Origin of the sequence: Flavobacterium acetivorans (assembly GCF_020911885.1) — a bacterium.
In the GTDB taxonomy this organism is placed as follows: domain Bacteria; phylum Bacteroidota; class Bacteroidia; order Flavobacteriales; family Flavobacteriaceae; genus Flavobacterium; species Flavobacterium acetivorans.
The window spans coordinates 824,596-850,312 of the sequence record NZ_CP087132.1 but is presented as its reverse complement, the minus strand read 5'-3'; the positions used below and the strand labels follow the sequence as shown (position 1 = coordinate 850,312).

23 protein-coding genes are annotated in these 25,717 nt (G+C 35.6%); 14 read left to right on the top strand and 9 right to left on the bottom strand.

From position 1 onward, the window contains the following. Positions 1-69: 69 nt before the first annotated feature. Complete coding sequence (locus LNP19_RS03805; RefSeq protein WP_230063488.1) at positions 70-1,008, bottom strand: L-threonine 3-dehydrogenase; 939 nt, start codon at positions 1,006-1,008, stop codon at positions 70-72. Between the two features lie 312 nt (positions 1,009-1,320). Here LNP19_RS03805 and LNP19_RS03800 point away from each other — a divergent pair, with 312 nt between their 5' ends. After that, positions 1,321-1,923, top strand: a complete 603-nt coding sequence (locus tag LNP19_RS03800; RefSeq protein ID WP_230063487.1) for a hypothetical protein — start codon at positions 1,321-1,323, stop codon at positions 1,921-1,923. Next, the gene (mfd, locus tag LNP19_RS03795; RefSeq protein ID WP_230063486.1) at positions 1,916-5,275 is read left to right on the top strand and encodes a transcription-repair coupling factor; all 3,360 of its coding nucleotides are present in this window, start codon (positions 1,916-1,918) and stop codon (positions 5,273-5,275) included. Before LNP19_RS03800 ends, mfd begins: the two co-directional genes overlap by 8 nt. Positions 5,276-5,345: 70 nt before the next feature. Here the strand turns inward: mfd and LNP19_RS03790 are convergent, their stop codons facing one another. The 3 genes from LNP19_RS03790 to LNP19_RS03780 form a co-directional block, all read right to left on the bottom strand. After that, positions 5,346-6,002, bottom strand: a complete 657-nt coding sequence (locus LNP19_RS03790; RefSeq protein WP_230063485.1) for an aspartate kinase — start codon at positions 6,000-6,002, stop codon at positions 5,346-5,348. Positions 6,003-6,120: 118 nt separating this feature from the next. Continuing rightward, positions 6,121-6,480 (bottom strand): YraN family protein, encoded by a 360-nt coding sequence (locus LNP19_RS03785; RefSeq protein WP_230063484.1) that lies wholly within the window; start codon positions 6,478-6,480, stop codon positions 6,121-6,123. Positions 6,481-6,537: 57 nt separating this feature from the next. Then, a complete protein-coding gene (locus tag LNP19_RS03780) occupies positions 6,538-7,437 on the bottom strand; it encodes a S66 peptidase family protein (RefSeq protein WP_230063483.1) in 900 nt (299 codons plus the stop codon). A 164-nt stretch (positions 7,438-7,601) separates the two neighbouring features. Between LNP19_RS03780 and LNP19_RS03775 the strand changes: the two genes are divergently transcribed. The 3 genes from LNP19_RS03775 to amaB all read left to right on the top strand — a co-directional run bounded on the left by LNP19_RS03775 (position 7,602) and on the right by amaB (position 11,108). Further along, positions 7,602-8,711: an endonuclease/exonuclease/phosphatase family protein gene (locus LNP19_RS03775; protein ID WP_230063482.1), complete on the top strand. Its 1,110-nt coding sequence runs from the start codon at positions 7,602-7,604 to the stop codon at positions 8,709-8,711. 124 nt (positions 8,712-8,835) lie between these two features. Further along, positions 8,836-9,375, top strand: coding sequence for a 3-hydroxyanthranilate 3,4-dioxygenase (locus tag LNP19_RS03770; protein ID WP_230063481.1), 540 nt, complete (start codon positions 8,836-8,838; stop codon positions 9,373-9,375). Positions 9,376-9,554: 179 nt separating this feature from the next. Next, positions 9,555-11,108, top strand: coding sequence for an L-piperidine-6-carboxylate dehydrogenase (amaB, locus tag LNP19_RS03765; protein ID WP_230063480.1), 1,554 nt, complete (start codon positions 9,555-9,557; stop codon positions 11,106-11,108). A gap of 80 nt (positions 11,109-11,188) precedes the next feature. On the opposite strand, the gene LNP19_RS03760 is transcribed toward amaB, so the two are convergent. From LNP19_RS03760 to LNP19_RS03750, 3 genes are all read right to left on the bottom strand, one after another. Next, positions 11,189-11,686, bottom strand: coding sequence for a DUF6646 family protein (locus tag LNP19_RS03760; protein WP_230063479.1), 498 nt, complete (start codon positions 11,684-11,686; stop codon positions 11,189-11,191). 43 nt (positions 11,687-11,729) lie between these two features. Then, positions 11,730-12,455 (bottom strand): metallophosphoesterase, encoded by a 726-nt coding sequence (locus tag LNP19_RS03755; protein ID WP_230063478.1) that lies wholly within the window; start codon positions 12,453-12,455, stop codon positions 11,730-11,732. 326 nt (positions 12,456-12,781) lie between these two features. Continuing rightward, positions 12,782-13,921 (bottom strand): ATP-binding protein, encoded by a 1,140-nt coding sequence (locus tag LNP19_RS03750; protein ID WP_230063477.1) that lies wholly within the window; start codon positions 13,919-13,921, stop codon positions 12,782-12,784. A 93-nt stretch (positions 13,922-14,014) separates the two neighbouring features. On the opposite strand from LNP19_RS03750, the gene LNP19_RS03745 reads away from it, so the two are divergent. Next, complete coding sequence (locus tag LNP19_RS03745) at positions 14,015-14,836, top strand: DUF4382 domain-containing protein (protein ID WP_230063476.1); 822 nt, start codon at positions 14,015-14,017, stop codon at positions 14,834-14,836. A 78-nt stretch (positions 14,837-14,914) separates the two neighbouring features. On the opposite strand, the gene LNP19_RS03740 is transcribed toward LNP19_RS03745, so the two are convergent. Both LNP19_RS03740 and LNP19_RS03735 read right to left on the bottom strand, forming a co-directional pair. After that, positions 14,915-15,667 (bottom strand): SDR family NAD(P)-dependent oxidoreductase, encoded by a 753-nt coding sequence (locus LNP19_RS03740; protein WP_230063475.1) that lies wholly within the window; start codon positions 15,665-15,667, stop codon positions 14,915-14,917. A 45-nt stretch (positions 15,668-15,712) separates the two neighbouring features. Further along, positions 15,713-16,585 (bottom strand): aldo/keto reductase, encoded by an 873-nt coding sequence (locus LNP19_RS03735; RefSeq protein WP_230063474.1) that lies wholly within the window; start codon positions 16,583-16,585, stop codon positions 15,713-15,715. Positions 16,586-16,797: 212 nt separating this feature from the next. Here LNP19_RS03735 and LNP19_RS03730 point away from each other — a divergent pair, with 212 nt between their 5' ends. The 8 genes from LNP19_RS03730 (at position 16,798) to LNP19_RS03695 (ending at position 25,694) form a co-directional block, all read left to right on the top strand. Then, the gene (locus LNP19_RS03730; protein WP_230063473.1) at positions 16,798-17,802 is read left to right on the top strand and encodes an AAA family ATPase; all 1,005 of its coding nucleotides are present in this window, start codon (positions 16,798-16,800) and stop codon (positions 17,800-17,802) included. Positions 17,803-17,874: 72 nt separating this feature from the next. Next, on the top strand, positions 17,875-18,738 hold the full coding sequence (locus LNP19_RS03725; RefSeq protein WP_230063472.1) for a DUF58 domain-containing protein: 864 nt from the start codon (positions 17,875-17,877) through the stop codon (positions 18,736-18,738). Between the two features lie 84 nt (positions 18,739-18,822). Further along, positions 18,823-19,182, top strand: coding sequence for a four helix bundle protein (locus tag LNP19_RS03720; protein WP_230063471.1), 360 nt, complete (start codon positions 18,823-18,825; stop codon positions 19,180-19,182). Positions 19,183-19,316: 134 nt separating this feature from the next. Next, a complete protein-coding gene (locus tag LNP19_RS03715; RefSeq protein WP_230064209.1) occupies positions 19,317-20,948 on the top strand; it encodes a hypothetical protein in 1,632 nt (543 codons plus the stop codon). Continuing rightward, the gene (locus tag LNP19_RS03710; protein WP_230063470.1) at positions 20,948-21,949 is read left to right on the top strand and encodes a vWA domain-containing protein; all 1,002 of its coding nucleotides are present in this window, start codon (positions 20,948-20,950) and stop codon (positions 21,947-21,949) included. Before LNP19_RS03715 ends, LNP19_RS03710 begins: the two co-directional genes overlap by 1 nt. Before the next feature lie 58 nt (positions 21,950-22,007). After that, on the top strand, positions 22,008-23,042 hold the full coding sequence (locus LNP19_RS03705) for a VWA domain-containing protein (protein WP_230063469.1): 1,035 nt from the start codon (positions 22,008-22,010) through the stop codon (positions 23,040-23,042). 53 nt (positions 23,043-23,095) lie between these two features. Next, positions 23,096-23,872, top strand: a complete 777-nt coding sequence (locus tag LNP19_RS03700; RefSeq protein WP_230063468.1) for a tetratricopeptide repeat protein — start codon at positions 23,096-23,098, stop codon at positions 23,870-23,872. 76 nt (positions 23,873-23,948) lie between these two features. Beyond that, a complete protein-coding gene (locus tag LNP19_RS03695; RefSeq protein WP_230063467.1) occupies positions 23,949-25,694 on the top strand; it encodes a BatD family protein in 1,746 nt (581 codons plus the stop codon). Positions 25,695-25,717: the final 23 nt, after the last annotated feature.

Sequence of the window (25,717 nt, the reverse complement as noted above, 5' to 3'; positions counted from 1 at the left end):
TTATTCTTAGAAATAAAAAAAAGTCTAGTTTTTGAAGCTAGACTTTTTTTGTATTTGTATTTTTTTGATTTATTTCAAATGCTCCAACATATCCGTGGTCATGGATTCCAAATCAAATTTGTGATTCCAGTTCCAATCTGCTCTGGCGCTACTGTCATCAATGCTTGCAGGCCAGCTGTCGGCAATTTTTTGACGGAAATCCGGCTCGTAAGTGATTGTAAATTCAGGAATGTGTTTCTTGATCTCGGCAGCAATTTCTGTCGGAGTAAAACTCATGGCGGCCAAGTTATAAGAAGAACGTATTTTAATTTGCTCTTCCGGTGCCTGCATGATGCTTATGGTTGCATTAATTGCATCGTCCATATACATCATTGGCATTTTAGTTTCTGATGATAAAAAGCATTCGTATTTTTTATCAGCCAATGCTTTGTGGAAAATATCTACCGCATAATCCGTAGTCCCGCCACCAGGAGGCGATGACCAGCTAATCAATCCAGGATAACGGATGCTTCGAACATCAACGCCAAAAATATTATGATAGTATTCGCACCATCTTTCACCAGCTTGCTTGCTGATTCCATAAACCGTCGAAGGTTCCATAACGGTATATTGAGGTGTGTTTTCTTTTGGAGTTGTAGGTCCAAAAACGGCAATACTGGAAGGCCAGAATATTTTTTTGATTTTTCCGGCTTTCGCCAAATTCAAAACGTGAAAAAGGGAATTCATATTCAAATCCCAGGCAAAGGCAGGGTTTTTTTCGGCAGTTGCCGATAATAAGGCAGCCATTAAATAAACATCAGTTATTTGATGTTGCTCTACAATATGTTCAATTTGATTGAAATCTAAAGCATTAATAACTTCAAATGGACCTGAGTTTACCACATCGGTATTCAACTTTCGAATGTCCGAAGCAATGACATTTTTGGTTCCGTATATATCCCTTAAAGAATGGGTTAGCTCTGTGCCTATCTGTCCGCAAGCACCTATAATTAATATTTTTGGATTCATTGTGGTTATTTTTTTGTGATGCAAAGATACTGTTTTAAAAAATATTTAACGAGGTCAAAGCAGAGTTTGTACGCCTAAAAAGAAACACCTCAAACCAACTATTGTTTTTGTGAATTTGAACGATATAAAGGAGGTGCGTCTCTTTGCTTTGTAATTCGCATTTTGCAATCTGTAATTATAAATTTACTTTGTAACTTTGCGCTTGGATGGAATTCAAAATGAAAGGGATATAAAAAGAAGATTTGATTCTATCCATAATAATGGGATGAGGATACGATTACTGATCCTTAGGATAATAATAAATAACTATAAATGAAATATAAATTATCATACTTTCTTTTTTTGATTGTCTTACTGTCTTCATGTAAAAACGAGAATCAAAAAAGGGTATCCGACAATCAAAAAAATGCCGAAAAAAGGGAGGTTGTCTTCTCGAAAATCAATAAAGGCTGGGTTTTTAATGACACGCCAATTAATACCGCTACTGAAGCCAGTGTGACTAAGTGGAATGAGTTGCGTCTGTTTTTGGCTGAACTGGCCCAAAAACCCAAAAAATCGATTGAGGCATTTCAGGAAAAATCGGCAGCGATTTCTAAAAAAGTCATGGACTTGAACAACAGTATTCCGCCAGAGTTTGACAAACCTCAAATAAAAGCCAGAATTTCTACCTTGATTACTAAAGTACGACTGTTGGATTTATTCATTCATTTGGATAATATTCCAGCCGAAAAAGTGGTTCAATTAGTTGCTGAAATCAACCTCGAATTAATATCCTTAGAAAGACAAATGGATAAAATTGTAGAGAAAAGCAAAATCCCTTTGGAAGAAGGAGAATCTGAATTAATGAAAATGATGGATACCGCAAGAGCGATTCCAAATGTAAAAATAGATCCAAATTTACCTCGAGTTGAGTAAGACAGCCTTATACAATACCTACGATTCCTCGCCAAAAGTCTTGCAGATTTCAAGTCTTTTGCAGGAAAATAACCAACAAAAGATGTATCTCAACGGCTTGTTGGGATCTTCGGCCTCGTTTATCCTTCGGTCGTTATTCAAGAAAACAGAGCATCCTTTTTTGATTGTTTTAAACAATAAAGAGGAAGCCGCTTACTATTTGAACGATTTAGAACAAATGATCGGCGAGCAAGATGTGTTGTTTTATCCCGGTTCTTTTCGCCGTCCGTATCAAATTGAAGAAACTGATAATGCCAATGTTTTGCTTCGTGCCGAAGTCTTGAACAGAATCAATTCCCGTAAAAAACCGGCAATCATCGTCACTTATCCTGAAGCTTTGTTCGAAAAAGTGGTCACTCGAAGAGATCTGGACAAAAACACCTTGAAAGTTGCTGTTGGCGACAAAATTTCCATCGATTTCATCAACGAGGTTTTGTTTGAATATGAATTTAAAAGAGTCGATTTTATCACGGAACCCGGGGAATTTTCGGTTCGTGGTGGGATTGTTGACGTATTTTCTTTTTCGAATGATAATCCGTACCGAATTGAATTTTTTGGTGATGAAGTAGAAAGTATTCGAAGTTTTGACGTGGCGACTCAATTGTCTATAGAAAAACAGAAGAAAATTACGATAATTCCCAATGTAGAAAACAAGATTTTTCAGGAAAACAGAGAAAGTTTCTTGGATTATATTTCGGAGCGAACGATAATTTTTATTCAAAATACCGAAGATTTATTGTCGCAATTGGACAAGCAATTTGCCAAAGCCGAAGAAGCTTTTGAGAAATTGTCCAAGGACATCAAGCATGCCACGCCAGATCAATTGTTTCTGGATCAGAAGGCTTTTATAAAACGTGCCTTGGATTTCTCCATTGTCGAATGGGGTTCGAAACCGGTTTTTAAAGTCAGCCAGAAATTCGAATTTCATATAAAACCGCAGCCGTCTTTCAACAAACAATTTGATTTGCTGTTGAATGATTTGAATGAAAATCATTTCAATGGATACAAAAACTATTTGTTTTGTTCCAATGAAAATCAGGCAAAACGATTTCATGATATTTTTGAAACTTTGGACGAAGCCAATTCGGAGAATATCAGAAAACAGTACAACACCATTGTTTTGCCTTTGTACCAAGGTTTCATAGATGAAGAAAATCAAATAACTTGTTATACGGATCACCAGATTTTTGAACGCTATCATAAATTCAGCATCAAAAACGGTTATTCGAAAAAACAAAATATCACTTTAAAAGAACTGACTACACTTTCTGTAGGCGATTATGTAACGCACATCGATCACGGAATTGGCCGTTTTGGAGGATTGCAAAAAATACAGGTTGAAGGCAAAACGCAGGAAACCATAAAACTGGTTTATGCCGATAATGATATTGTGTATGTGAGCATTCATTCGCTGCACAAAATTTCGAAATACAACGGAAAAGACGGAACACCGCCTAAAATTTACAAATTAGGCTCGAATGCCTGGAAGGTTTTAAAACAAAAAACCAAGGCAAGAGTTAAACATATCGCTTTCAATTTGATTCAGTTGTATGCCAAAAGGCGTTTGGATAAAGGATTCCAGTTTGCGCCCGACAGTTATTTGCAAAATGAATTAGAAAGTTCGTTTATCTATGAAGATACGCCAGATCAAACTAAATCGACTCAGGAAGTGAAAGCCGATATGGAAAGCGACCGCCCGATGGATCGTTTGGTTTGTGGAGATGTAGGTTTTGGTAAAACCGAAGTTGCCATTCGTGCCGCTTTTAAAGCTGTGGATAACAGCAAACAAGTAGCGGTTTTGGTGCCTACGACGATTTTGGCGTACCAACATTATAGAACTTTTACCGAACGATTGAAAGATATGCCGGTTTCTATTGGTTATTTGAACCGATTTAGGACCGCCAAACAGAAAGCAGAAACGCTTAAAGATTTAGCCGAAGGTAAACTGGATATTGTCATAGGAACCCACCAACTGGTCAACAAAAATGTGGTTTTCAAAGATCTGGGATTATTGATTGTAGATGAGGAACAAAAATTTGGAGTGAACGTAAAAGACAAACTCAAAACGATTGCTGCCAATGTCGATACCTTGACGTTAACGGCGACGCCTATTCCGAGAACTTTGCAATTTTCATTAATGGCGGCCAGAGATTTATCGGTAATTACAACGCCTCCGCCCAACAGATATCCGATTGAAACTAACGTAATTGGTTTTAGCGAAGAGTTGATTCGCGATGCCATTTCGTATGAAATTCAGCGAAACGGACAGGTTTTCTTTATCAATAACCGAATTGAGAACATCAAGGAAGTGGCGGGAATGATTCAGCGTTTGGTTCCCAATGCCCGAGTCGGAATTGGTCATGGCCAAATGGATGGAAAAAAACTCGAAGAGTTGATGTTGGCTTTTATGAACGGAGAATTCGATGTTTTGGTTGCAACCACGATTATCGAAAGCGGACTGGATGTTCCTAATGCGAATACGATTTTCATCAATAATGCCAATAATTTCGGTCTGTCTGATTTGCATCAAATGCGTGGTCGCGTTGGTCGAAGCAACAAAAAAGCGTTTTGCTATTTCATTTGTCCGCCTTATTCAGCCATGACAGATGATGCAAGGAAAAGAATTCAGGCTTTGGAGCAATTCAGCGAATTGGGGAGCGGTTTTAATATTGCGATGAAAGATTTAGAAATTCGTGGTGCAGGAGATTTATTGGGCGGTGAACAATCTGGTTTCATCAACGAAATTGGTTTTGATACCTATCAAAAAATCATGAACGAAGCCATCGATGAATTGAAAGAAAATGAATTCAAGGATTTGTATCCGGAGGAAAACGATATTGAAACCAAAGAATACGTCAAAGATCTACAAATCGACACCGATTTTGAGTTGTTGTTTTCGGATGAATATATCAATAATATTAGTGAACGTTTGAATTTATATAACGAATTGGGAGCCATTAAAAACGAAGAGGATTTACAGCTTTTTCAGAAAAAATTGATTGACCGTTTTGGTCCGATGCCACCACGAGCGATTGCTTTAATGAACAGTATTCGAATTAAATGGATTGCCAGCAATATAGGAATCGAAAAACTGGTAATGAAACAAGGGAAAATGATAGGCTATTTTGTGTCAGATCAGCAATCGGATTATTACCAGTCCAATCGTTTCCATAAAGTATTGCAATTTGTACAAAAAAATCCTTCGCTTTGCAAAATGAAAGAGAAACAAACAGCAAATGGCTTACGTCTTTTATTGACTTTTGAAAATGTAAAATCAACCAGAAGAGCATTGGAATTGATGCAGATGTTTTAAAAAAGTACTTTTGATTTAAATTGAATAAATAAAGCCTCCTAAATTTCAGGAGGCTTTATTTTTATTTGGTCTAATTTTTCAAATCCTTAATTACTTTAAAGGCAACATCTACCTGCTCTTCGCTTACTAATATGGTAAATTCATTAGAAGTTGATATCACTTCGTTAATGATAATTCCTTCCCAGGCCAGACGCTGAAAGATGAAATAATAAATACCTGGAACAGCAATGTTCTCTTTAGGTAATTTTACGGTAATAGAAGCAAGATCATCCAGTTTTTGGATTAGTTTTTCATTGGCAAAGTGCTTGTCTACTAATTGATTTACGCTTTTGCTGACCACAATGTTAATTTCGTTTACGCCACGGGATGAGGTGTAAAAAACATCCGGAAACGAATTAATGTCCGAAATTAGTTCCGCTTGTTTGTTCAAAACGGTTTCAGAAACGGCAAAAGTATAATCGGTCAATGAAGAGCGTACGGTGATTTCGCCAATATTTTTTATTACTTTATTGATTTTGTGATTTAATCTAAAATCGAGTTCTTCGGTTAGTCTTTTTAAAGACATTACTACGGCGCCTTGTTTTACTTCCTTGTCAAATTCATTCTCTAATTCAGCCATTATGTTTCTTGACAATGAAGTCAAGTTAATGATTCCGAGTGATAAGGCGTTTAATAAAAAAGGCTTCGTTTTGATGTAATTCTCTACTATAGAAGAAACAGTTTTCATAATAAATCAGTTTTTTATTTATTGTAAGCGATTGGTTTTAATAGTATTTTGTTTGAAAAACAATTGCAAATATAAATAAAAAACAATTTGTTACAAATATAACAGCAATAAAAAGCGTTTAAAAATGATAAAAGGCATCTGTAAGGTGTTCAATTACAAAAGATTTCCCTTCCTTATGCACTGCAATAATATCAAAACGGACTTCAATGTTTAGATTTTTTTGATTGACATAAGCATCGACCGCTTTTACCAAAAGTTGGATTTTTTTGGGTTTGACAAAATCTTGTGGCAAACCAAAATCCAATGATGAACGGGTTTTGACTTCTACAACAGCAAGAATACCTTCTTTTGTTGCAAGAATATCAATTTCCGCTTTTTGAAAAGTCCAATTGGTTTCTAAAATGGCATAGCCGTTTTTTTGCAGAAATTCCACAGCCAATTCTTCTCCCAGTTTTCCTAATTCGTTGTGTTCGGCCATTTTTTTAATTTCAACTTCAACATTCCAATTTCAAGGCTTCAGGGCGAGATTTCATTATTAGTGTTCAAATCTCAAAATACTTTTACGATTATTGACCTCAATAGTTACTTGACTTCCTAAAATCAATGCTCTGTTGTCATCAATATGACCAGCCGGGAAGTTATAAAGAACCGGAAGGCTATGATTTCGGGTAATTTCTTCTATGATCTCAAATGCATCTTTGCCCCAAGGAATTTCATTGTCACGCATTTTTGACATGGAACCCACAATGATTCCTTTGATGTTTTCCAGACAGCCATTTCGTTTTAAGTTCATCATCATTCGGTCGATATGATAAAGATATTCATCTAAATCTTCTATGAACAATATTTTGTCCTGACATTCAATTGCCGTTGGAGAACCAAAAAGGCTATAAAGAATGGATAAATTTCCTCCCACTAATTCGCCACTTGCGGTCCCTAATCTATTTTTAGCATCAGTGTTAATTTCATAGGTTAATGGTTTTCCAAACAAAGCCGTTTTTAGCGTTTCAATAGCTTCATCGCTTGCTTTTTCAAGACTTATAGGCATAATTGCATGAATGGATTTATAACCCATTAAATTTAAATGACTGTGCAAAACGGTAATATCGCTAAAACCGATAATCCATTTTGGGTTTTGTTTGAATTGGGTAAAATCCAACAAATCAAGCATGCGCACCGTTCCGTATCCGCCACGAACGCACCAAATGGCTTTTACGTTTGGGTTGTCTAATTGCTGCTGAAAATCCGCGGCTCTTTCTTCATCGGTTCCGGCCAGTTGATTGTGGTCTAGGCCAATGGTTTTGCCAATTAGGACTTCTAATCCCCAGCTTTGTAATAAATCAATTGCAGGTTTAAGGTTGTCGTCTGTGTTTTTTCGGGCTGTCGCCAAAATTGCTACGGTATCTCCTTTTTGTAATCTGGGTGGTGTTATCATTGGTATTTGGGCTTGACTGTTTTTAGATTTTAAGAACCACTAACAAAGATAGGAAATTTCAAAATATTTTTTAGATTGTTCTATAAATGAAGTATTTTTACTAGAACTAGTTTTGGATTTTCAAAAAAGTACTTTGAGTTTAATCAAATTTTAAAAAATCAGTTATGAGAGTATTGCGTTTGATTTCCTTTTTTATTTTATTGTGGCCAATGGTAAAACTTACTGCCCAGCCTAAGAAATATTCCATTCATACGGTTGCATTCTACAATTTTGAAAATCTTTTTGACACCATTAATGATCCTAATACTAATGATGACGAATGGACGCCAAAAGGGGAACAACGCTGGACTTCTAAAAAATACAATCAGAAACTACAAAATCTTTCCAGAGTTTTACTCGAAATTGGTTCTTCGGAAAATACGAATGCGCCCACTTTTATTGGCTGTTCCGAAATAGAAAATAGAGGTGTTTTGGAGGATTTAATTAAAGACACCAAACTTATTGACAAAGAATTTGGAATTATCCATTTTGATTCGCCCGATAAAAGAGGAATTGATGTGGCCTTATTGTATCAGAAGAAATTTTTCAGACCAACCACTTATACTAATATTCCATTGTATGTGTTTAAAGCAGAAAACAAGACAAAGACACTCTCAAAATTTGAAGCGGAAGATAAAACAGATGATAATTTAGAATTGAATCCGCAGACAAACCGTGTTTTTACTCGGGATCAATTAATGGTCACCGGATTCTTGGAAGGGGAAGAAATTAGTATTATTGTCAATCATTGGCCATCGCGATCCGGTGGTGAAAAAAAATCAAGCCCTTATAGAGAAGCCGCAGGGCTATTGAACAGGAAAATCATCGATTCTTTACAAAGGATAAATCCAAATGCAAAAGTGATTACACTTGGCGATTTAAATGATGGACCTTATAATAAAAGCATAAAAATAGCGCTTGGCGCCAAAGCCGCTAAAAAGGAAGTTCCGCTGATGGGAATTTATAATCCATTTGAAGAAATGGCCAAAAAAGGATTGGGTACAATTGCTTTTAGGGACTCTTGGGATATTTTTGATCAAATCATGGTTTCGCAATCCTTAATTCAGGACGACTTTTCGACTTTAAAGTATTGGAAAGCCGGAATTTACAATAAGCCTTTTTTAATACAAACTTCGGGACAATATAAAGGGTATCCAAAACGACATTCTGCTACCGAAATTGGCTTCAGTGATCATTTTCCTGTTTATATTTATTTGATTAAAGAATTAAAATAGAATCTTTTTAATAGCGTTTTGATGGTGTAATTGATTCGAAATCTAAAAGAGTTTATGTTCTTATAAACAATAAGACTTAGGATTTTTAGTAACTTAGCCTTCCTAAATACAAGAACACAATAAAATGGCAATAGTAAAACCTTTCAATCTTAATCAATGGATTGACGAAAACCGTCATCTGTTGAAACCACCAGTTGGTAATAAAAATCTATACCAAGAATCAGGGGATTATATTGTCATGATAGTAGCCGGTCCCAATGCACGAAAAGATTACCATTATAATGAAACCGAGGAATTGTTCTACCAATTAGAAGGGTCAATAAAAGTGGTGATTCAAGAAGACGGCCAACGCAAAGAAATGGAGCTTCATGCAGGCGATATGTATCTGAATCCGGCAAAAATACCGCATTCTCCAATTCGTTCAGAAGGTTCAATAGGTTTGGTAATTGAACGCAAAAGAGCCGGAAAAGGATTTACCGACGGTTTAATCTGGTATTGCGATAATTGTAATCATAAATTACATGAAGTTTATTTTGAACTTCATAATATCGAAAAAGACTTTCTTTCTCATTTTGAAGACTTCTATAGTTCATCTGAACTTAGAACTTGTACTAAATGTGGTACTGTTATGGATACTGACCCAAGATTTGTAAGTCAAAAGTAATACGATTTTACCCTAAACTTTGTTAGAGTTATTCATGTTGGCCGTTTCGGGATTTCTGGTTCTGAAATGGCTTTGATTTGGCTAGTCTTTTATTTTAATTTGTACATTATTTTAAAATTTCAGGATTTAATAATATCTTTACCTAAAAAAATATAACAATTTTTAATAAAAAAGTTACAATGATAACAATAGCAGATCAATTTGGAATGAAAGAGGCTTTTGCACAATTGGGCATTAAAGACATAAATGAAGGAACTTCAACAGGTTTGAATCACTTTGCAAATGGAGCGATTCTTGAAAGTTATTCGCCTGTGGATGGTAAATTGATTGCATCCGTAAAAACTTCAACTCCGGAAGATTACGAAAAAGTCATGCAGGCTGCTACCGCCGCTTTTAAAACTTTCAGATTGATGCCGGCTCCACAACGTGGTGAAATCGTGCGTCAATTTGGAGAAAAATTGCGAGAGAAAAAAGAAGCTTTAGGTAAATTGGTTTCTTACGAAATGGGGAAATCATTGCAAGAAGGTTACGGTGAAGTGCAGGAAATGATTGATATTTGTGATTTTGCAGTGGGTCTTTCCCGTCAATTGCACGGATTAACCATGCATTCAGAGCGTCCGGGACATAGAATGTATGAGCAATACCATCCATTGGGAATTGTTGGAATTATTTCTGCTTTCAACTTTCCGGTAGCGGTTTGGTCTTGGAATACTGCCTTGGCTTGGATTTGTGGAGATGTTTGCGTTTGGAAACCATCTGAAAAAACACCTCTTTGTGGTATTGCCTGTCAAAATATAATCGCCGAAGTGATAAAAGAAAATAACCTTCCAGAAGGAATTTCTTGTTTGATTAACGGAGATTATAAAATAGGAGAATTAATGACTGCTGACAAACGAATTCCATTAATTTCTGCAACAGGATCTACTCGTATGGGTAAAATTGTGGCACAAACCGTGGCAGGACGTTTAGGGAAGTCATTGTTAGAACTAGGAGGAAACAATGCGATTATTGTAACTCCAGATGCCGATATAAAAATGACTGTTATTGGTGCTGTTTTTGGAGCTGTAGGAACTGCGGGACAAAGATGTACTTCGACACGTCGTTTAATCATTCACGAAAGTATTTATGATAAAGTAAAAGATGCCATAGTTTCGGCTTATGGTCAATTGCGTATTGGAAATCCATTAGACGAGAAAAACCACGTTGGACCGCTAATCGATACTCATGCTGTTGAAATGTATAACAATGCTTTGACTAAGGTTGTAGAAGAAGGCGGTAAAATTCTTGTTGAGGGTGGTGTACTTTCTGGCGAAGGATATGAAAGTGGTTGTTATGTTAAGCCAGCTATTGCCGAAGCTGATAATTCATTTGAAATCGTGCAACATGAAACTTTTGCACCGGTATTGTATTTATTGAAATATTCTGGTACTGTAGAAAATGCAATCGATGTTCAAAACGGAGTTGCTCAAGGACTTTCATCAGCCATTATGACTAACAATTTAAGAGAGGCAGAACACTTTTTATCAGTTGTAGGTTCTGACTGTGGAATTGCCAATGTAAACATAGGAACTTCTGGCGCTGAAATCGGTGGTGCTTTTGGTGGAGAAAAAGAAACAGGTGGTGGACGCGAGTCAGGATCTGATGCTTGGAAAATCTACATGAGAAGACAAACCAACACCATCAATTACACGACGAGTTTGCCATTGGCACAAGGCATTAAATTCGATCTGTAATAGAATTTAGTCCTACTAAAAAAGGCAATTTGATTGATTTCAAATTGCCTTTTTTAATAACATAGAGATTTTAATCCTGATTATAAATTGAATGAAGCTCCAATATTAAATACAAACTGGTTGTTTAATTTGTCAAAACCGATAGGATTAGTTTTATAACTGGCAATTGGGACTCCAGCTTCGGTAAAAACACCAAAACCTTCCGTGAAGAAATAACGGAATCCTAGATGGGCGCCAAAATTTCTTAGGCCTAAATCAAGTCCTGGATAAATATCCATTTTTTCATCAAGTTGAAAAACATTTCCCATATTCGCATTGAATCGTAATTTTAGGTCAAATCGATCTCCAAACTCAGGCTTGTTACCTAGAGCATCTGTATCGACAGAAAGCAGATAGGAAGTGGCAAAACCATAGGACATGTTCTCTCCGATTCCAAAATCAGAAGAAACTCCAATCCCTGTTCCTCCGTTTTGAATATTTGCGCCAAGATTGAATTTTGCGTCTCCTTTACCTTTAAAGGCTTGAGCATTCAGGAATCCAACGAATAATAATAACGATATTGTGATAATTTTTTTCATTTCTTAAATATTTAGAATTTGGTGCAAAAATAGTTTAATTAAGTTAATTCCTTCCTTTTTCGTCAAAATAGAGCGTGTTTAAAGGTTCGCTTTGCCAAAATTCTTTGGTATTAACATCCATAATAGTAAGCGGTCCTTTGAAAGCAGCACCAGTGTCAACATTCCACACGCAAGCCATTTGTACAGGAACGGTTTTTCCGATGCGAGAAACTGGCGTATGTCCTATGTAGATTTCATTGTATAAGGTAAGTCTTTTTGGATATAATACATCCGAAGGTTTTATGCTTTTGTCTAGCGCTAAAGCAGTTTCCCATAATGTTCTGTCCCAATAAAAGGATTCAGGAAAGTATTCATAAGCTACTCCATTCATATTGGTAAATCCGGCATGAATGAACAAGCGCATTTTATCGTCAAGATGGTAATCTTCTAAAGATTGTAAGAATTCAATATGTCTTTGGCGTCTTTCGTCATTTACCGATTCATAGGCTGTAACAGTAGATTCGCCACCATGTTTGTGCCATAAGAGATTGTCTTTGTTGTCTTTTAGCCAATGGAGCAATAAATCATCATGGTTACCTCTGATGAAAACGCAGTCGTTAGTTGTTCTTAACTGGATCAAAAAATCGATTACCTGGGGTGATTGGCTCCAGCCATCTACATAATCCCCCAAAAAAATTAAACGGTCTTTTGAGGTTACTTTGGCTCTTTCCATAATTTGATGCAAAGCTCGCAAGCCGCCATGAATGTCACCTATTACTAATGTTCTCATTTATTGTGTTCTCTATAATATTTCATAAAATTACGTAAAAGACTTAGGAAGATAGCGTTTTTCTATAGGTTTTTTACAGCATGAAATATCATTAAATTTAGTGATTGCTTGTAAAGCAAAATAGAATTATATTTATAAAAAAATTAAAGCTTTAAAAATGAATGCAATTATTGCTTTTACACTACTGTTGGTTCATATAGTTTGCAATTTGATCAATGACATTTTATTTGCCTAGAATGTTGCAGTTAATTCAATCAGCATAAATAGTTAAGATATCTCGCTTAGGATTGAAAGGATAAATTATGTCTATTAGTAAAATTTTGAATTTAAGGCACATCATACTTCATTTTTCTCAGGACCCGCATGGCTTCTTTAAAGGATAGATAGATTTGCGGATAGAGTTTTAAAAAAGGTTTGGCATCAATCAATTTGTCTTTGGCTTCTTCAAAACCGTTGAGGTAACAAATCATAAATGTCGAGGGCAAATTCTCTAAATCTTTACATTCTCTTTCAGTTAAAGAAAACCCTTTTTGGAGTTTAGCTAATAGTGAAATATTGGCGTTGAATACGTGGTAAAGCATTTTTCTATTGAATTCTGGCGGTTGAAAAAGCATTTTATTTTCAATTTTATAATAGCCATTTTCATAAAAATATATTGTTTTTTCTTCTAATGGATAATAACTTGTTCGATCATTTAAACCCAAAGGAAGGTATTCCGTAATTGTAAATGAATCCTCATCGCAACTAATGGTAACTACATCCTGTGCCGAATAAAACAGTTTGATTTGCTCATTGATTAATTCAATATCTACTCTGGAAAGATAGGTTTTGTCTCTTACCTTTTTTGGTATTCCTGCCCAGCAAATGACAAATAATTCTTTAAAAACCTTGTATTTTGGTGCCATGTCTTTGTGGCGGAAATTCATAAAATCAAATACACCATCCAAAGTATATTTGATATTGTTTCTAGAAATGTTTTCAATACTTAGGACGGCTTCTACATTTTGATAATTTTTTTCAACCGTATCTTCAGTAGGTGTTGTATTGCTTCCTCGTCTGATAAAAATGCTGTTAGCGGGTATTGTATGAATTCCTTTTTTAAAAAAAGAAGTTTTCTTTTTAGGTTTTATAGTTACTAAACCCACTACCTTATCTTTTGAAAGATTGGGGAATGGAATGTTTTCATATTGAATTTTAGGCGGATTTTCCAGATAGGCATTCACGAGGTTCTGAATTCGGCTATCGTCAAAAAAATCATCTCCTACAATTTCATTGTCTTGATCTTCGACACCTACTACGATATAAGAATTATTAGATGGATTAGAATTGGATAAAGCACAGATGTGTTTTAGGAATTTTGCTTTTCCTTCTCGAGTGTGTAAATTCAATTGTCTTTTTTTGTCATAAAAACTGTTTTCATCGTTGTGTGCGAGCAAGTTTTTTACCAGTAGGCGTTTGTTGATCATATGTTAAAACGGCTTAGAAAATCTATTAAAAGAATACTAATTTGTAAATTTAAGCGTTAATAAATGTAACCAAATTTAAATAAAAGGAAAGATATGAAAAAGATTAAATTTTACGCATTAAGTTTTAGTGTAATAACATTTATGTTTTTGTCACTTATAGGATGTAACTCAAGTGATGATTCGACGCAAACTTCAAGAGTTTCAATTCGAATGACAGATGCTCCAGGAGATTATGATGAAGTAAATATTGACGTACGAGACGTTTTGATCAAATCGTCTGCAGATAATGACGACAGCAAAGGTTGGGTAAGTATAGGGAATGTCACTCCTATGACCTATAATTTGTTGGATTTAACAGGTGGGGTAAATGTATTATTAGCTGATAATTTAGTTCCTTCTGGGTTTTTAGGACAGGTACGATTGCTTTTAGGTGAGAACAATACTGTTGTAAAAGATGGTGTAACTTATTCTCTAAAGACACCAAGTGCACAACAATCCGGATTAAAGTTACAAATCAACCAAACACTACTTGCGGGGGCTTCATATGATTTTTTATTAGACTTTGATGTTCATAGTTCCATTGTTGTTCAAGCAGGTAATTCGGGTAATTTTAATTTGCATCCGGTTATCAGAGTTTCTACTGCCGCAACTTCAGGAGTTATTAAAGGCACTATTAATCCTGTTTTGACAGGTTATCAGGTATTGGCATCCGTTCAGGTAGGAGATACGGTAGTTTCTGCCTATGCTAATGATTTAGGAGTGTTTCAGCTTAATGGGATTCCTGCGGGGACTTACACTGTGACACTAACTCCAGACATAGCTTCAGGAAAAGCAATTAAAATAATTCCGGGGATAGTAGTAGAGAATGGAAAAATGACCAACATTGGAGATGTATCCTTAGATTCAATACCATAAAATCAGGATTAGAATTAACCCTAAAATAAAAAAACAGCTGTTATTTAGCTGTTTTTTTATTTTAGGATTTTAAAGAAATTAATCTCTTTTGACGAGAGTTGATGAAGCTTGAGCCGTAGGCATCACTATCAAATCGGCAATATTGACATGGTAAGGTCTTGAAATCACAAAATGAATGATATCAGCAATGTCTTCTGCTTGCAAAGGATCAAAGCCTTTGTAAACATTTGCTGCTCGTTCCGAATCTCCTTTAAAACGCACTTCGCTGAATTCAGTAGCAACCATTCCGGGATGAATCGCGCCAACTTTTATTCCAAAAGCATTCAAATCCATTCGCATTCCTTGATTAATGGCATCAACGGCATGTTTTGTGGCGCAATAAACATTTCCATTTGGATACACTTCTTTGGCAGCCGTGGAGCCAATGTTGATAATATGGCCTGATTTTTTTTCGATCATTTGCGGAATGATGGCCTTAGAAACGTACAAAAGTCCTTTTACATTAATGTCAATCATGGCATCCCAGTCGTCTAAATCCCCGTTTTGAATTGGATCTAAACCGTGGGCATTTCCAGCATTATTGATAAGAATATCAATATTAGAAAAGGCATCGGGTAAAGAAGCAATACTTTCAAAAACAGATTTTTTGTCCCGCACATCAAATAGTAAAGTATGGGTTTCAGTATGCTTAGAAAGTTCTCTTTCGAGTTCAATCAAGCGGTCTTCTCGTCTTCCGCAAAGAATGATTTTATAGTTATTTCGGGCTAATAGTTGTGCTGTTGCTTTACCAATTCCGCTGGTGGCACCAGTTATAAGGACTGTTTTACTCATGGTTTTATACGTCTAATTTTTTGTATCCTAAATTTCACCATTCTTTTATGGCACGTCTTCTCCTCTGCTTTCGGCCCAAATGGCAAACCAATCTTCTTTTTCTAAATCTAATTCGACCGCTTTCATTAAAGATTGTATTCTTGCCACGTTTACGGTTCCGGCAATTGGAATCACTTTTGCGGGATGTTTTAAAATCCAAGCCAATAAAATGGTATCGGCACCCAGACTGTATTTTGAAACTAAGGTTCCTAATAATTTTTTCAAACGATGGGTTTGTGGGATATCTTCTCTGAAAACAAATCCCAAAGGATTCCAAGACATCGGACGGATGTTGTGGATTTGCATATAATCAAAACTGCCGTCAATCATAGGCTCAAAATTAGTGGCCGAAAATTGCACTTGATTGTAGCTAACTTCTATTTTTTGGCGAATTAATTCTGTTTGTGATGAAGTGAAATTAGAAAGCCCAAAATCGATGATTTTTCCATCTGTTTTTAGCTTTTCTACTGCTTCGGCGATTTCGTCTACTTGCATCAATGGACTCGGTCTGTGTAGCAAGAAAGCGTCCAGGTAATCTGTCTGTAAATTTTTTAAAGACTGCTCTACTGAGGCAATAATGTGCGATTTAGAATAATCATAATGCTTAATTGTATTGTTTCTATTTTCCGCCAGCATTTGGATACCGCATTTCGAAATCAGTTGTATCTTTTCTCTGGCAACTTTGCTTGAAGAAAAGGCTTTTCCAAAATCAGCCTCGGTGGTATAGGAACCGTAAATGTCAGCATGGTCAAAGGTGGTTATTTTATTTTCTAAACATACATGAATTATATTTTCCATCTCCTTTGGAGTGAGGTTTTTATCCCAAACTCCCCAATTCATGGTGCCAGCAATAATAGGCGATAATGTTGTTTTACTCATGGGTTTTGTTTTTTATTAAAAAATGTAAATTCTCTGTTTTGAAGTATATTTTTCAAAGTTCTTAAAAATATAAAAATTGAATCATAATTCATCCTTAAAATTAGGATGTAAATTGAAGTTTTAACCATTTTTTAACATCTTCCTTCTAAAAAAAAATTCAATTTGCACTACCAAAAGAAAGAGATACAATTCAAGGGTTTAAAAATAATAATATGGAAGAAAATACTGCGACTATAGACATTAGAGCAATCAATGAAAAAATTGAAAGAGAGAGTGCTTTTATAGATCTCCTTAGTATGGAAATGAACAAGGTGATTGTGGGCCAAAAACACATGGTAGAGCGTTTGTTGATTGGACTTTTAGGCCAAGGGCATATATTATTGGAAGGGGTTCCCGGTTTAGCAAAAACTCTAGCGATAAATACACTTTCACAGGCTGTTCACGGTTCGTTTAGCAGAATACAATTTACACCTGATTTATTGCCTGCCGATGTTGTGGGTACCATGATTTATAACATAAAACAAAATGAGTTCTCGATAAAAAAAGGACCAATTTTCGCTAATTTCGTCCTTGCCGATGAGATTAACCGTGCGCCGGCCAAAGTGCAATCGGCGTTATTGGAAGCGATGCAGGAAAAACAAGTGACCATTGGTGATACTACTTTCAAGCTCGACAGACCTTTCTTAGTTTTGGCAACCCAAAATCCAATTGAACAAGAAGGAACATATCAACTTCCTGAAGCTCAAGTCGATCGTTTCATGTTAAAAACGGTTATTGATTATCCAAAAATGGATGAAGAGCGAATGGTAATTCGTCAAAATCTAAAAGGAAGCTATGAGAAAGTGAATCAAGTGGTTTCTGTAGAGCAAATTTTACGTGCGCAAGAGGCGGTTCGTGAAGTGTATATGGATGAAAAAATAGAGAAATACATTCTAGATATTATTTTCGCCACCCGTTACCCTGAAAAATATAAATTGGCCGATTTAAAGCCATTAATCAGTTTTGGAGCTTCACCTCGTGGAAGTATCAACTTGGCTAATGCCGCTAAATGTTATGCATTTATCAAACGTCGCGGTTATGTGATTCCAGAGGATGTTCGTGCCGTTGTTCATGATGTATTACGTCACAGAATAGGGGTTACCTATGAGGCAGAAGCTGAAAATATTACCTCTGTTGATATCATCAATAAGATTATAAACGAAGTAGAAGTACCTTAATTTAGTTTGCAGTCATCAGTATTCAGTTAGCAGTAACTGATTATTGACCACTAAACACTGACCACTGAACTTATGGATACAAAAGAGCTATTAAAAAAAGTACGGAAAATAGAAATTAAAACCCGAAGATTGAGCGATCACATCTTTTCGGGGGAATACCATACCTCATTCAAAGGACGTGGAATGACTTTTAGCGAAGTGAGACAATACCAATATGGTGATGATATTCGCGCTATCGATTGGAACGTAACGGCACGTTATAACGAAGCCCACGTAAAAGTTTTTGAAGAGGAACGCGAATTGACGATGATGCTGATGGTTGATATTTCAGGTTCTGAAAGCTTTGGTTCCAAAAACCAGTTTAAAAAAGACATCGTAACCGAAATTGCCGCTACGATGGCTTTCTCGGCTACACAAAACAACGATAAAATTGGGTTGATATTATTTTCTGATCAAATAGAATTATACATTCCGCCCAAAAAAGGAAGATCGCACGTATTGCGCATCATTCGTGAATTGATAGAATTCGAACCAAAAAGTCATAAAACAGATGTCGCTCAAGCCTTAAAATTTTTGTCGAGCACTCAGAAAAAGAAAGCCATCGTGTTTATGATTTCTGATTTCATGGCAGAAGATTATGAGCATACTTTAAAAATAGCATCAAAAAAACATGACCTTACCGGAATTCGAGTATATGACATTCGAGAGGAAAAAATGCCAAATATAGGAATGGTTTCCATGCTTGATGCCGAGACCGGTGAAACCCAACTGATTGATACCAGCTCTAAAACAGTTCGATTGAATTATGAAAAATACTATCACCATAAGGTGAATTATTTTAAAGAAACTTTTAGAAAATCAGGTTCCGGGATTGTCAACACCAGAGTTGATGAAAGCTATGTCACTAAATTATTAGGCTATTTTAAATCGAGATAATGATTGAAGAATGATGATTAACGATTTTTGATTGCAGATGTGGTTGTGATAAATGAAAAGATTAACGATCATAAATATAAAAGCATGAACAAGCAGGTTTTAGAAGATAGATTGATAGATTTTGCAGCTTTAATTATTAATGTGGCTAATAATTTTGAGAAAAATTATGCGGGAAATCATTTGGCGAGTCAAATAATTCGTTCTGGAACCTCGCCAGCTTTAAATTATGGAGAAGCTCAAAGTGCTGAAAGCAAGAAAGATTTTATCCATAAAATGGGTATCTGTCTTAAAGAATTAAGAGAATCATTTGTATGCTTGAAAATTATTGAAAAAGCAAATTTAACATCAGATATTGAAAAACTAATAATAGTAAAAAAAGAAGCAAATGAATTAATATCGATTTTTGTTTCAAGTATTAAAACATCAAAGGCAGGTTCTGATTAGGAAAAATTGAATTAAATGTATAGAATGAACGATGTTTGATTACAATTGCAGCTCAGTTCTGAAATCAAAAATCGTTAATCTTCAATCAAAAATCATTTGCTTCAATCGAAAATCAAAAAATGGAAACATTATACATGAAAAAACACTTATTCTTACTATTATTATTTCTTTCCACAGCTGTTTTTGCCCAACAAAAAAGGGTGATTACAAGTATCGATACCACAAAAAACAAGATTGGTGCTGAATTTAAATTGACTTTAAAAACCACGGTAGATACTTTGTCTAAAGTGGATTTTCCGAATCTAAAAAACATCGGTGCTCTTGAAGTGATTCAGTCCTATCCAATTGATACAGTAAAGAATAATGACCGCTATGAATTAATCAAAAAATATGGATTAACGCAGTTTGATTCTGGAAAATATGTTATCCCGAGCATAAAGATATTCATCAATAGTAAGCCTTACATGACGGATTCTCTTTTGGTAGAAGTGGCCAATGTACAAGTGGATACTTTAAAACAGAAAATGTATGATATTAAGGATATTGTTCCCGTAAAGAGCCCGATGTCTGTTTGGTGGAAATACCTTTTGATTCTGGCATTAATTCTGGGTATTGGCGCATTGGTGTATTGGTTGGTCAAAAAACAACAAAAGAAAAAAATAGAAGAAGAGGTTTATAAAACGCCTATAGAAAAAGCGACAAGTTTATTGAACACACTGGAACAAAAGGAACTTTGGCAAAAAGGCGAGGTGAAAGCTTATTATAGCGAATTGACTGATATTGCTCGAAATTATATTGAGGAAGCCATCGAAATTCCGGCTATGGAAAGCACTACTTCTGAATTGATAGTTGGTCTTAGAGCCGCTTCTGTCAAAAAGAAAATGACGGTTTCACAAGAAACTATTGAAAACTTAGAACGCGTTTTAAAACAAGCCGATTTAGTGAAATTTGCCAAATCCAAACCTTTGGATTATGAAATTACCGAGGATCGAAATAAAATTCAAAAAGCCATTTTAACCTTGGATAGTTCTATTCCTGTGGAAGTTGCATTGGAAGAAGATACATTACTCAATGAAGCCCAAAGACAAAAACAAATTCAAATTCAGTTGAAGAAAAAGAGAAACAGGCGCATTGCCGTTTCGGTGGCAGCCGTTCTTTTTTTACTAATTGGAACCACACTATTTTTTATTGCAACAAAAGGATTTGATTTTGTGAAAGACAACATCATAGGTCATCCAACCAAAGAATTGCTAGAAGGCGAATGGGTACAAAGTACCTATGGAAATCCAGGGGTTAAGATTGAGACGCCTAAAGTGCTTAAAAGAATTGATTTGACAAAATCACTACCAAAAGAAGGCTTGGCTTTGGTCAAAGAAATGCAATCTTTTGCCTATGGTAGTTTTACGGATAATTTCTATCTGATGGTTTCTACGATGAAATACAAGCAGGAAGTAGCTGTCGATTTGAAGAAGTCAATCGATGTTACAATTCAAACTTTAGAAGCACAGGGAGCGCAAAACATGATTGTGAAACAAGAAGATTTTGATACCGGAGAAGGAATTAGCGGTCAAAAAGCATACGGAACTTTTTCTCAAATGAATAAAGACAGCAAGAGTAGCGAAAAAATGTATTATGAAATTTTGTTGTTTGGACAAGATGGAGGATTGCAGCAAATTATGATCCTTCACAAGGAAGGTGATACCTATGCAAATGAAATTTCTGAACGAGTTTTAAACTCTGTAGAATTAAAACAACTGAGTAAATAATGGGGAAAATAACTTTTTTAAATCCGGAGTTTTTTTGGTTGTTTCTTTTGATTCCACTTGCCATTATTTGGCTGGTTTATAAAAGAAACCATCAATCAGCAACTCTAAAAATGAGTTCGATAGAAGGATTCAAGGGATCGACTTCTTTTTTAGCAAGGATGAAGCCTTTTTTAAGCGTTTTTAGATTATTAGCCTTAAGCTCCTTGATTGTAGCCATGGCGAGACCCAGAACGGTTGACATTAGCAATAAAACAAAAACGACCAAAGGAATTGATATCGTCATGGCGGTGGATGTTTCCGGAAGTATGCTTGCCAAAGATTTGAAGCCAAACCGAATGGAAGCGCTGAAAAGAGTCGCGGCTGATTTTGTGGAAGAAAGACCAAACGATAGAATAGGACTAGTGGTTTATGCTTCTGAAGCCTATACCAAAACTCCGGTAACCAGCGATAAAGCGGTTATTCAGGAAGCCATTAAAAGCATAAAATACGATAATGTTTTGCAGGACGGAACAGGAATTGGAATGGGATTAGCCACTGCCGTGAACCGTTTGAAAGACAGTAAAGCCAAGAGCAAGGTTATTATTCTTTTGACGGATGGTGTGAATAATGCCGGTTTTATTGAGCCAGAAACCGCTTCGGATATTGCCAAGCAATATGGGATAAAAGTATACACCATAGGACTAGGAACAAATGGGATGGCCCTATCTCCATATGCTATAGCTCCAAATGGGGAATTGATGTTTCAAATGATGAAAGTGGAAATTGACGAGCAATTGATGAAAAGCATCGCTAAAAAAACCGATGGTAAATATTTTAGAGCCACAAGTAACAGTAAGCTGGCAGCGATTTATGGAGAAATAAACAAACTGGAAACCACAGAAATTGAAGAATTAAAATTCTACGATTATGATGAGAAGTACAGGGCTTTTGTTTGGCTAGCCGGATTTTTGTTGTTGGCCGAAATAGGTTTGAGAAATACGGTTTATAGAAGTTTTATTTAATTAAAATAGTTTTCTGTCGATACAGGGAGCAAGACTGAAAACGGAGACTAAAAGGAAAATGGAATTAGACGAAAAAAAATATTTATACCTGCTTTTAATATTGCCATTGATGGTGCTTTTGTTCTTGTTCAATTTGTATTGGAAAAGAAAAAAGCAACGTGAATTTGGGGATTTGGATTTAATAAAAAAATTAAGTCCAGAGCGTTCTGCTTTTAAGCCTGTTTTCAAATTGGTTATAATTCTTTTGGCTATGGCGGGTTTAATTTTGGGATTGGTAAATCCTAAAATTGGAACCAAAATGGAAACGGTAAAGCGCGAGGGAATCGATATCGTTTTTGCGATGGATGTTTCCAAGAGTATGCTTGCCGAGGATATTGCCCCGAGCCGATTGGAAAAAAGCAAACAAATTGTTTCGCAAATCATCAACCAGCTTGGCAATGATAGGATAGGAATTGTGGCTTATGCGGGAAGTGCATTCCCTGTGTTGCCTATAACAACGGATTATAGTGTGGCCAAAATGTTCCTGCAAAGCATGAATACCGGAATGGTTTCTTCTCAAGGAACATCACTGGATGAAGCTATAAAATTATCGGCGACTTATTTTGATGACAAAAGTAAAACCAGCAAATTATTGATTTTAATTTCAGATGGTGAAGATCATTCTGAAGGTGCTCAAGCAGCAGCAGAAGAAGCCAATGCACAAGGAATGCGAATCATAACCATAGGTGTTGGTACCGAAAAAGGAGGAACTATTCCTTTGAAAAGAAATGGAATCGTTGAAAGTTATCAAAGAGATAATAATGGTGAAGTGGTTGTGACAAAATTAAATCAAGCCAGTATGGAAGCGATTGCCAAAGCAACAAAAGGAGGTTATGTAAACGGAAGTAATACCAAAGAAGTTTTAGAATATGTAAAAAACACTTTGGATAAAATCCAAAAAACAGAGTTTGAAGCTACGCAAATGGCCGATTTTCAATCGCAGTTTCAATGGTTTTTAGGATTTGGATTTGTTTTACTATTCTTGGATCTCTTTTTATTAGAAAGAAAAACAAGCTGGGTGAAGAGGTTGAATTTATTTAACGATGAAAAATAAATGTCGATGCCATCATAAAGCTTGCTTTAGTGGATTAACATAATGTAATAAAAATGAAAAATTTTAAAATATATCTATTTAGCTTTTTGACGCTTCTTTTTTTAGGGCTGGGGAATATATTTGCCCAGGAAAAGGATAAAAATTTACCAGAGGCGAATGCAGAATATGCCCAAAATAAATTTGTTGATGCGGAGGCCAATTACAGGATTTCTAATTCTAAATTTCCAAATAGAAGTGTTGCTACCTATAATTTAGGCAATACCATATACAGACAAAATCAAGTTGGCGAAGCTAAATTAGCTTATGCAAAAGCGATAGAGAATAGTAAAACAAGACCTCAAAAACATAAGGCTTTCCACAATCTAGGGAATGTTTTTATGAAAGAAAAAGATTATACACAAGCCGTAGCGGCTTATAAAAACGCGCTTCGTAACGACCCTTCCGATGAAGAAACGAGGTATAATTATGCTTTGGCAAAAAAGTTGTTGAAGGAAAACCCTCCAAAAGACGATAAGAATAAGGATAAAGACAAAAAAGATAAGGACAATAAAAACGATAAAAAAGACGGAGAGAAGGACAAAAAAGACGATAAAGGAGACAAAGACAAAGATAAGAAAGACGATAAAGGGGATAAGGATAAGAAAGACGGCGAAGACAAAAAAGATAAGCCTAAAGAAGAAGGGGAACCAAAACCAGCTCCTGGAGGAATTTCTAAACAAAGATTAGAAAGTCTTTTAGATGCCGTAAATAATGAAGAAAAGAAAATCCAGAACAAAGTCAATGCTCAAAAAGTAAAAGGAAAACCAACCAAGACTGAGAAAGATTGGTAACAAAGTTTTACTTCTTAAATAGATTCAAACTCAAGATTAAATAAAACGTTAGGAAAAGATAAGGATTAAATAAAAAATGAAAAAACATTTAATTTTATTACTGTTAAGTTTTCAAGGACTTTTGGCTCAAGTACAATTTGAAGCTAAAGTGAGCAAAACCACGTTGGGATTGAACGAAAGACTTCGTATTGATTTTGTAATGAATATAGATGGGGATAACTTTAACGAACCGTCTTTTGATGGATTCAGAGTTATAGCGGGACCGAGTCAGCAAGTGAGCCAATCTTGGGTAAATGGAAGGAGTTCTTTTGAGAAAATCTATTCGTATTATCTTTTACCAAGTCAAAAAGGGACCCTTACTATCAGGCAGGCCACAATTGAATATAATGGTCAATTGTACAAAACTTCGCCCATAAAAATTAATGTGACGGCAGCTGTTGAACTACCAAAAGATCCAAATGACACTAGTGTTTCTGCGGACAATAATATTTATCTCGTTGCTGATATCTCTAAAACAAATCCCTATATCAACGAGCCAATTACCGTAGTTTATAAATTGTATTTCAGTCATAATATAGGAATTACCAATTTGGGAGAGCTCAGTAGACCGAAATACAATGATTTTTGGAGTCAAAACATAGACATCAAACAACTTGTTCCCGAAGAGGGAATGTTTAAAGGCGAGAAATACAGGTATGTGGTTTTAAGAAAAACAGTCCTTTATCCTCAAAAATCAGGAAAACTGAAGATAGAACCGCTTTCACTAGATATAGACGTTCAGTTGCCAACGAATCGTAGAAATATGTTTGGGCAAATGGTACTGAAAGACGATAGTAAAAGAGTTTCAGCCGGTGCAAAAACCATTGCGGTCAGAGCATTGCCGGAAGCGGGAAAACCTGCTGATTTTTCGGGAGCTGTGGGGAATTTTGATTTCAAAGTAACTCCTAGTAAGACCAGTCTTAAAAACGGGGAAAGCCTTGATTTAGTGGTGAGCGTGAGTGGTAAAGGGAATATGAAATTATTTAATTTACCAAAACCAGTTGTTCCAAATGCATTAGAAATGTATGACGCAGTTCATAACGAACAGGTAAATACGTCACTGGCAGGTATGAGCGGAAAAATTTCGGATAGTTATACGATTATACCCCAATACAAAGGGAATTATCCAATTAAACCAATGCAGTTTTCCTATTTTGATTTGGGCTCAGGAACTTATAAAACCATTACATCTTCAGAGGTAATGATAAACGTTCTTGACGGACCAACGGATACAAGAGCTGTTGCCAGTTCAAGTTCTGATAAAAATAAAATTACGAGTAGCGAACAATTTAAATTCATTAAGTTGAAAACGAATCTTGTTCCGGTGGCCGAGAATGATTTTTTTGGTTCTAATTTGTATCTGGGTTTACTATTTGCGCCATTTTTGCTATTGCCGTTAATTGTATTGTTCAAGAATAAAAAAGAAGCTATTGATGGCGATATTGTTGGGAATAGAATTAAGATGAATAATAGGCTGGCCAAGAAATATTTATCTGAGGCCAAAAAGCAGATTAATAACAAAGAGCCATTTTATGTTGCGCTTGAAAAAGCAATGCACAATTTCTTGAAGGCCAAGTTGCATATAGAAACCTCAGAGATGAGTAAGGATAATATCAAGGAATTGCTGTTGAACAGAAATGCAAAACCAGAAGCCGTGAATGATTTTATTGCGCTTACTGAGAATTGTGAAGTGGCTCGATATGCGCCTTCCTCAACCGCTACGATACAGCAGGATTTTGACAAAGCGGTTTTGATTATTTCGGAATTGGAAAAACAAATATAATTTTAGATTTTAAATTTATAGTT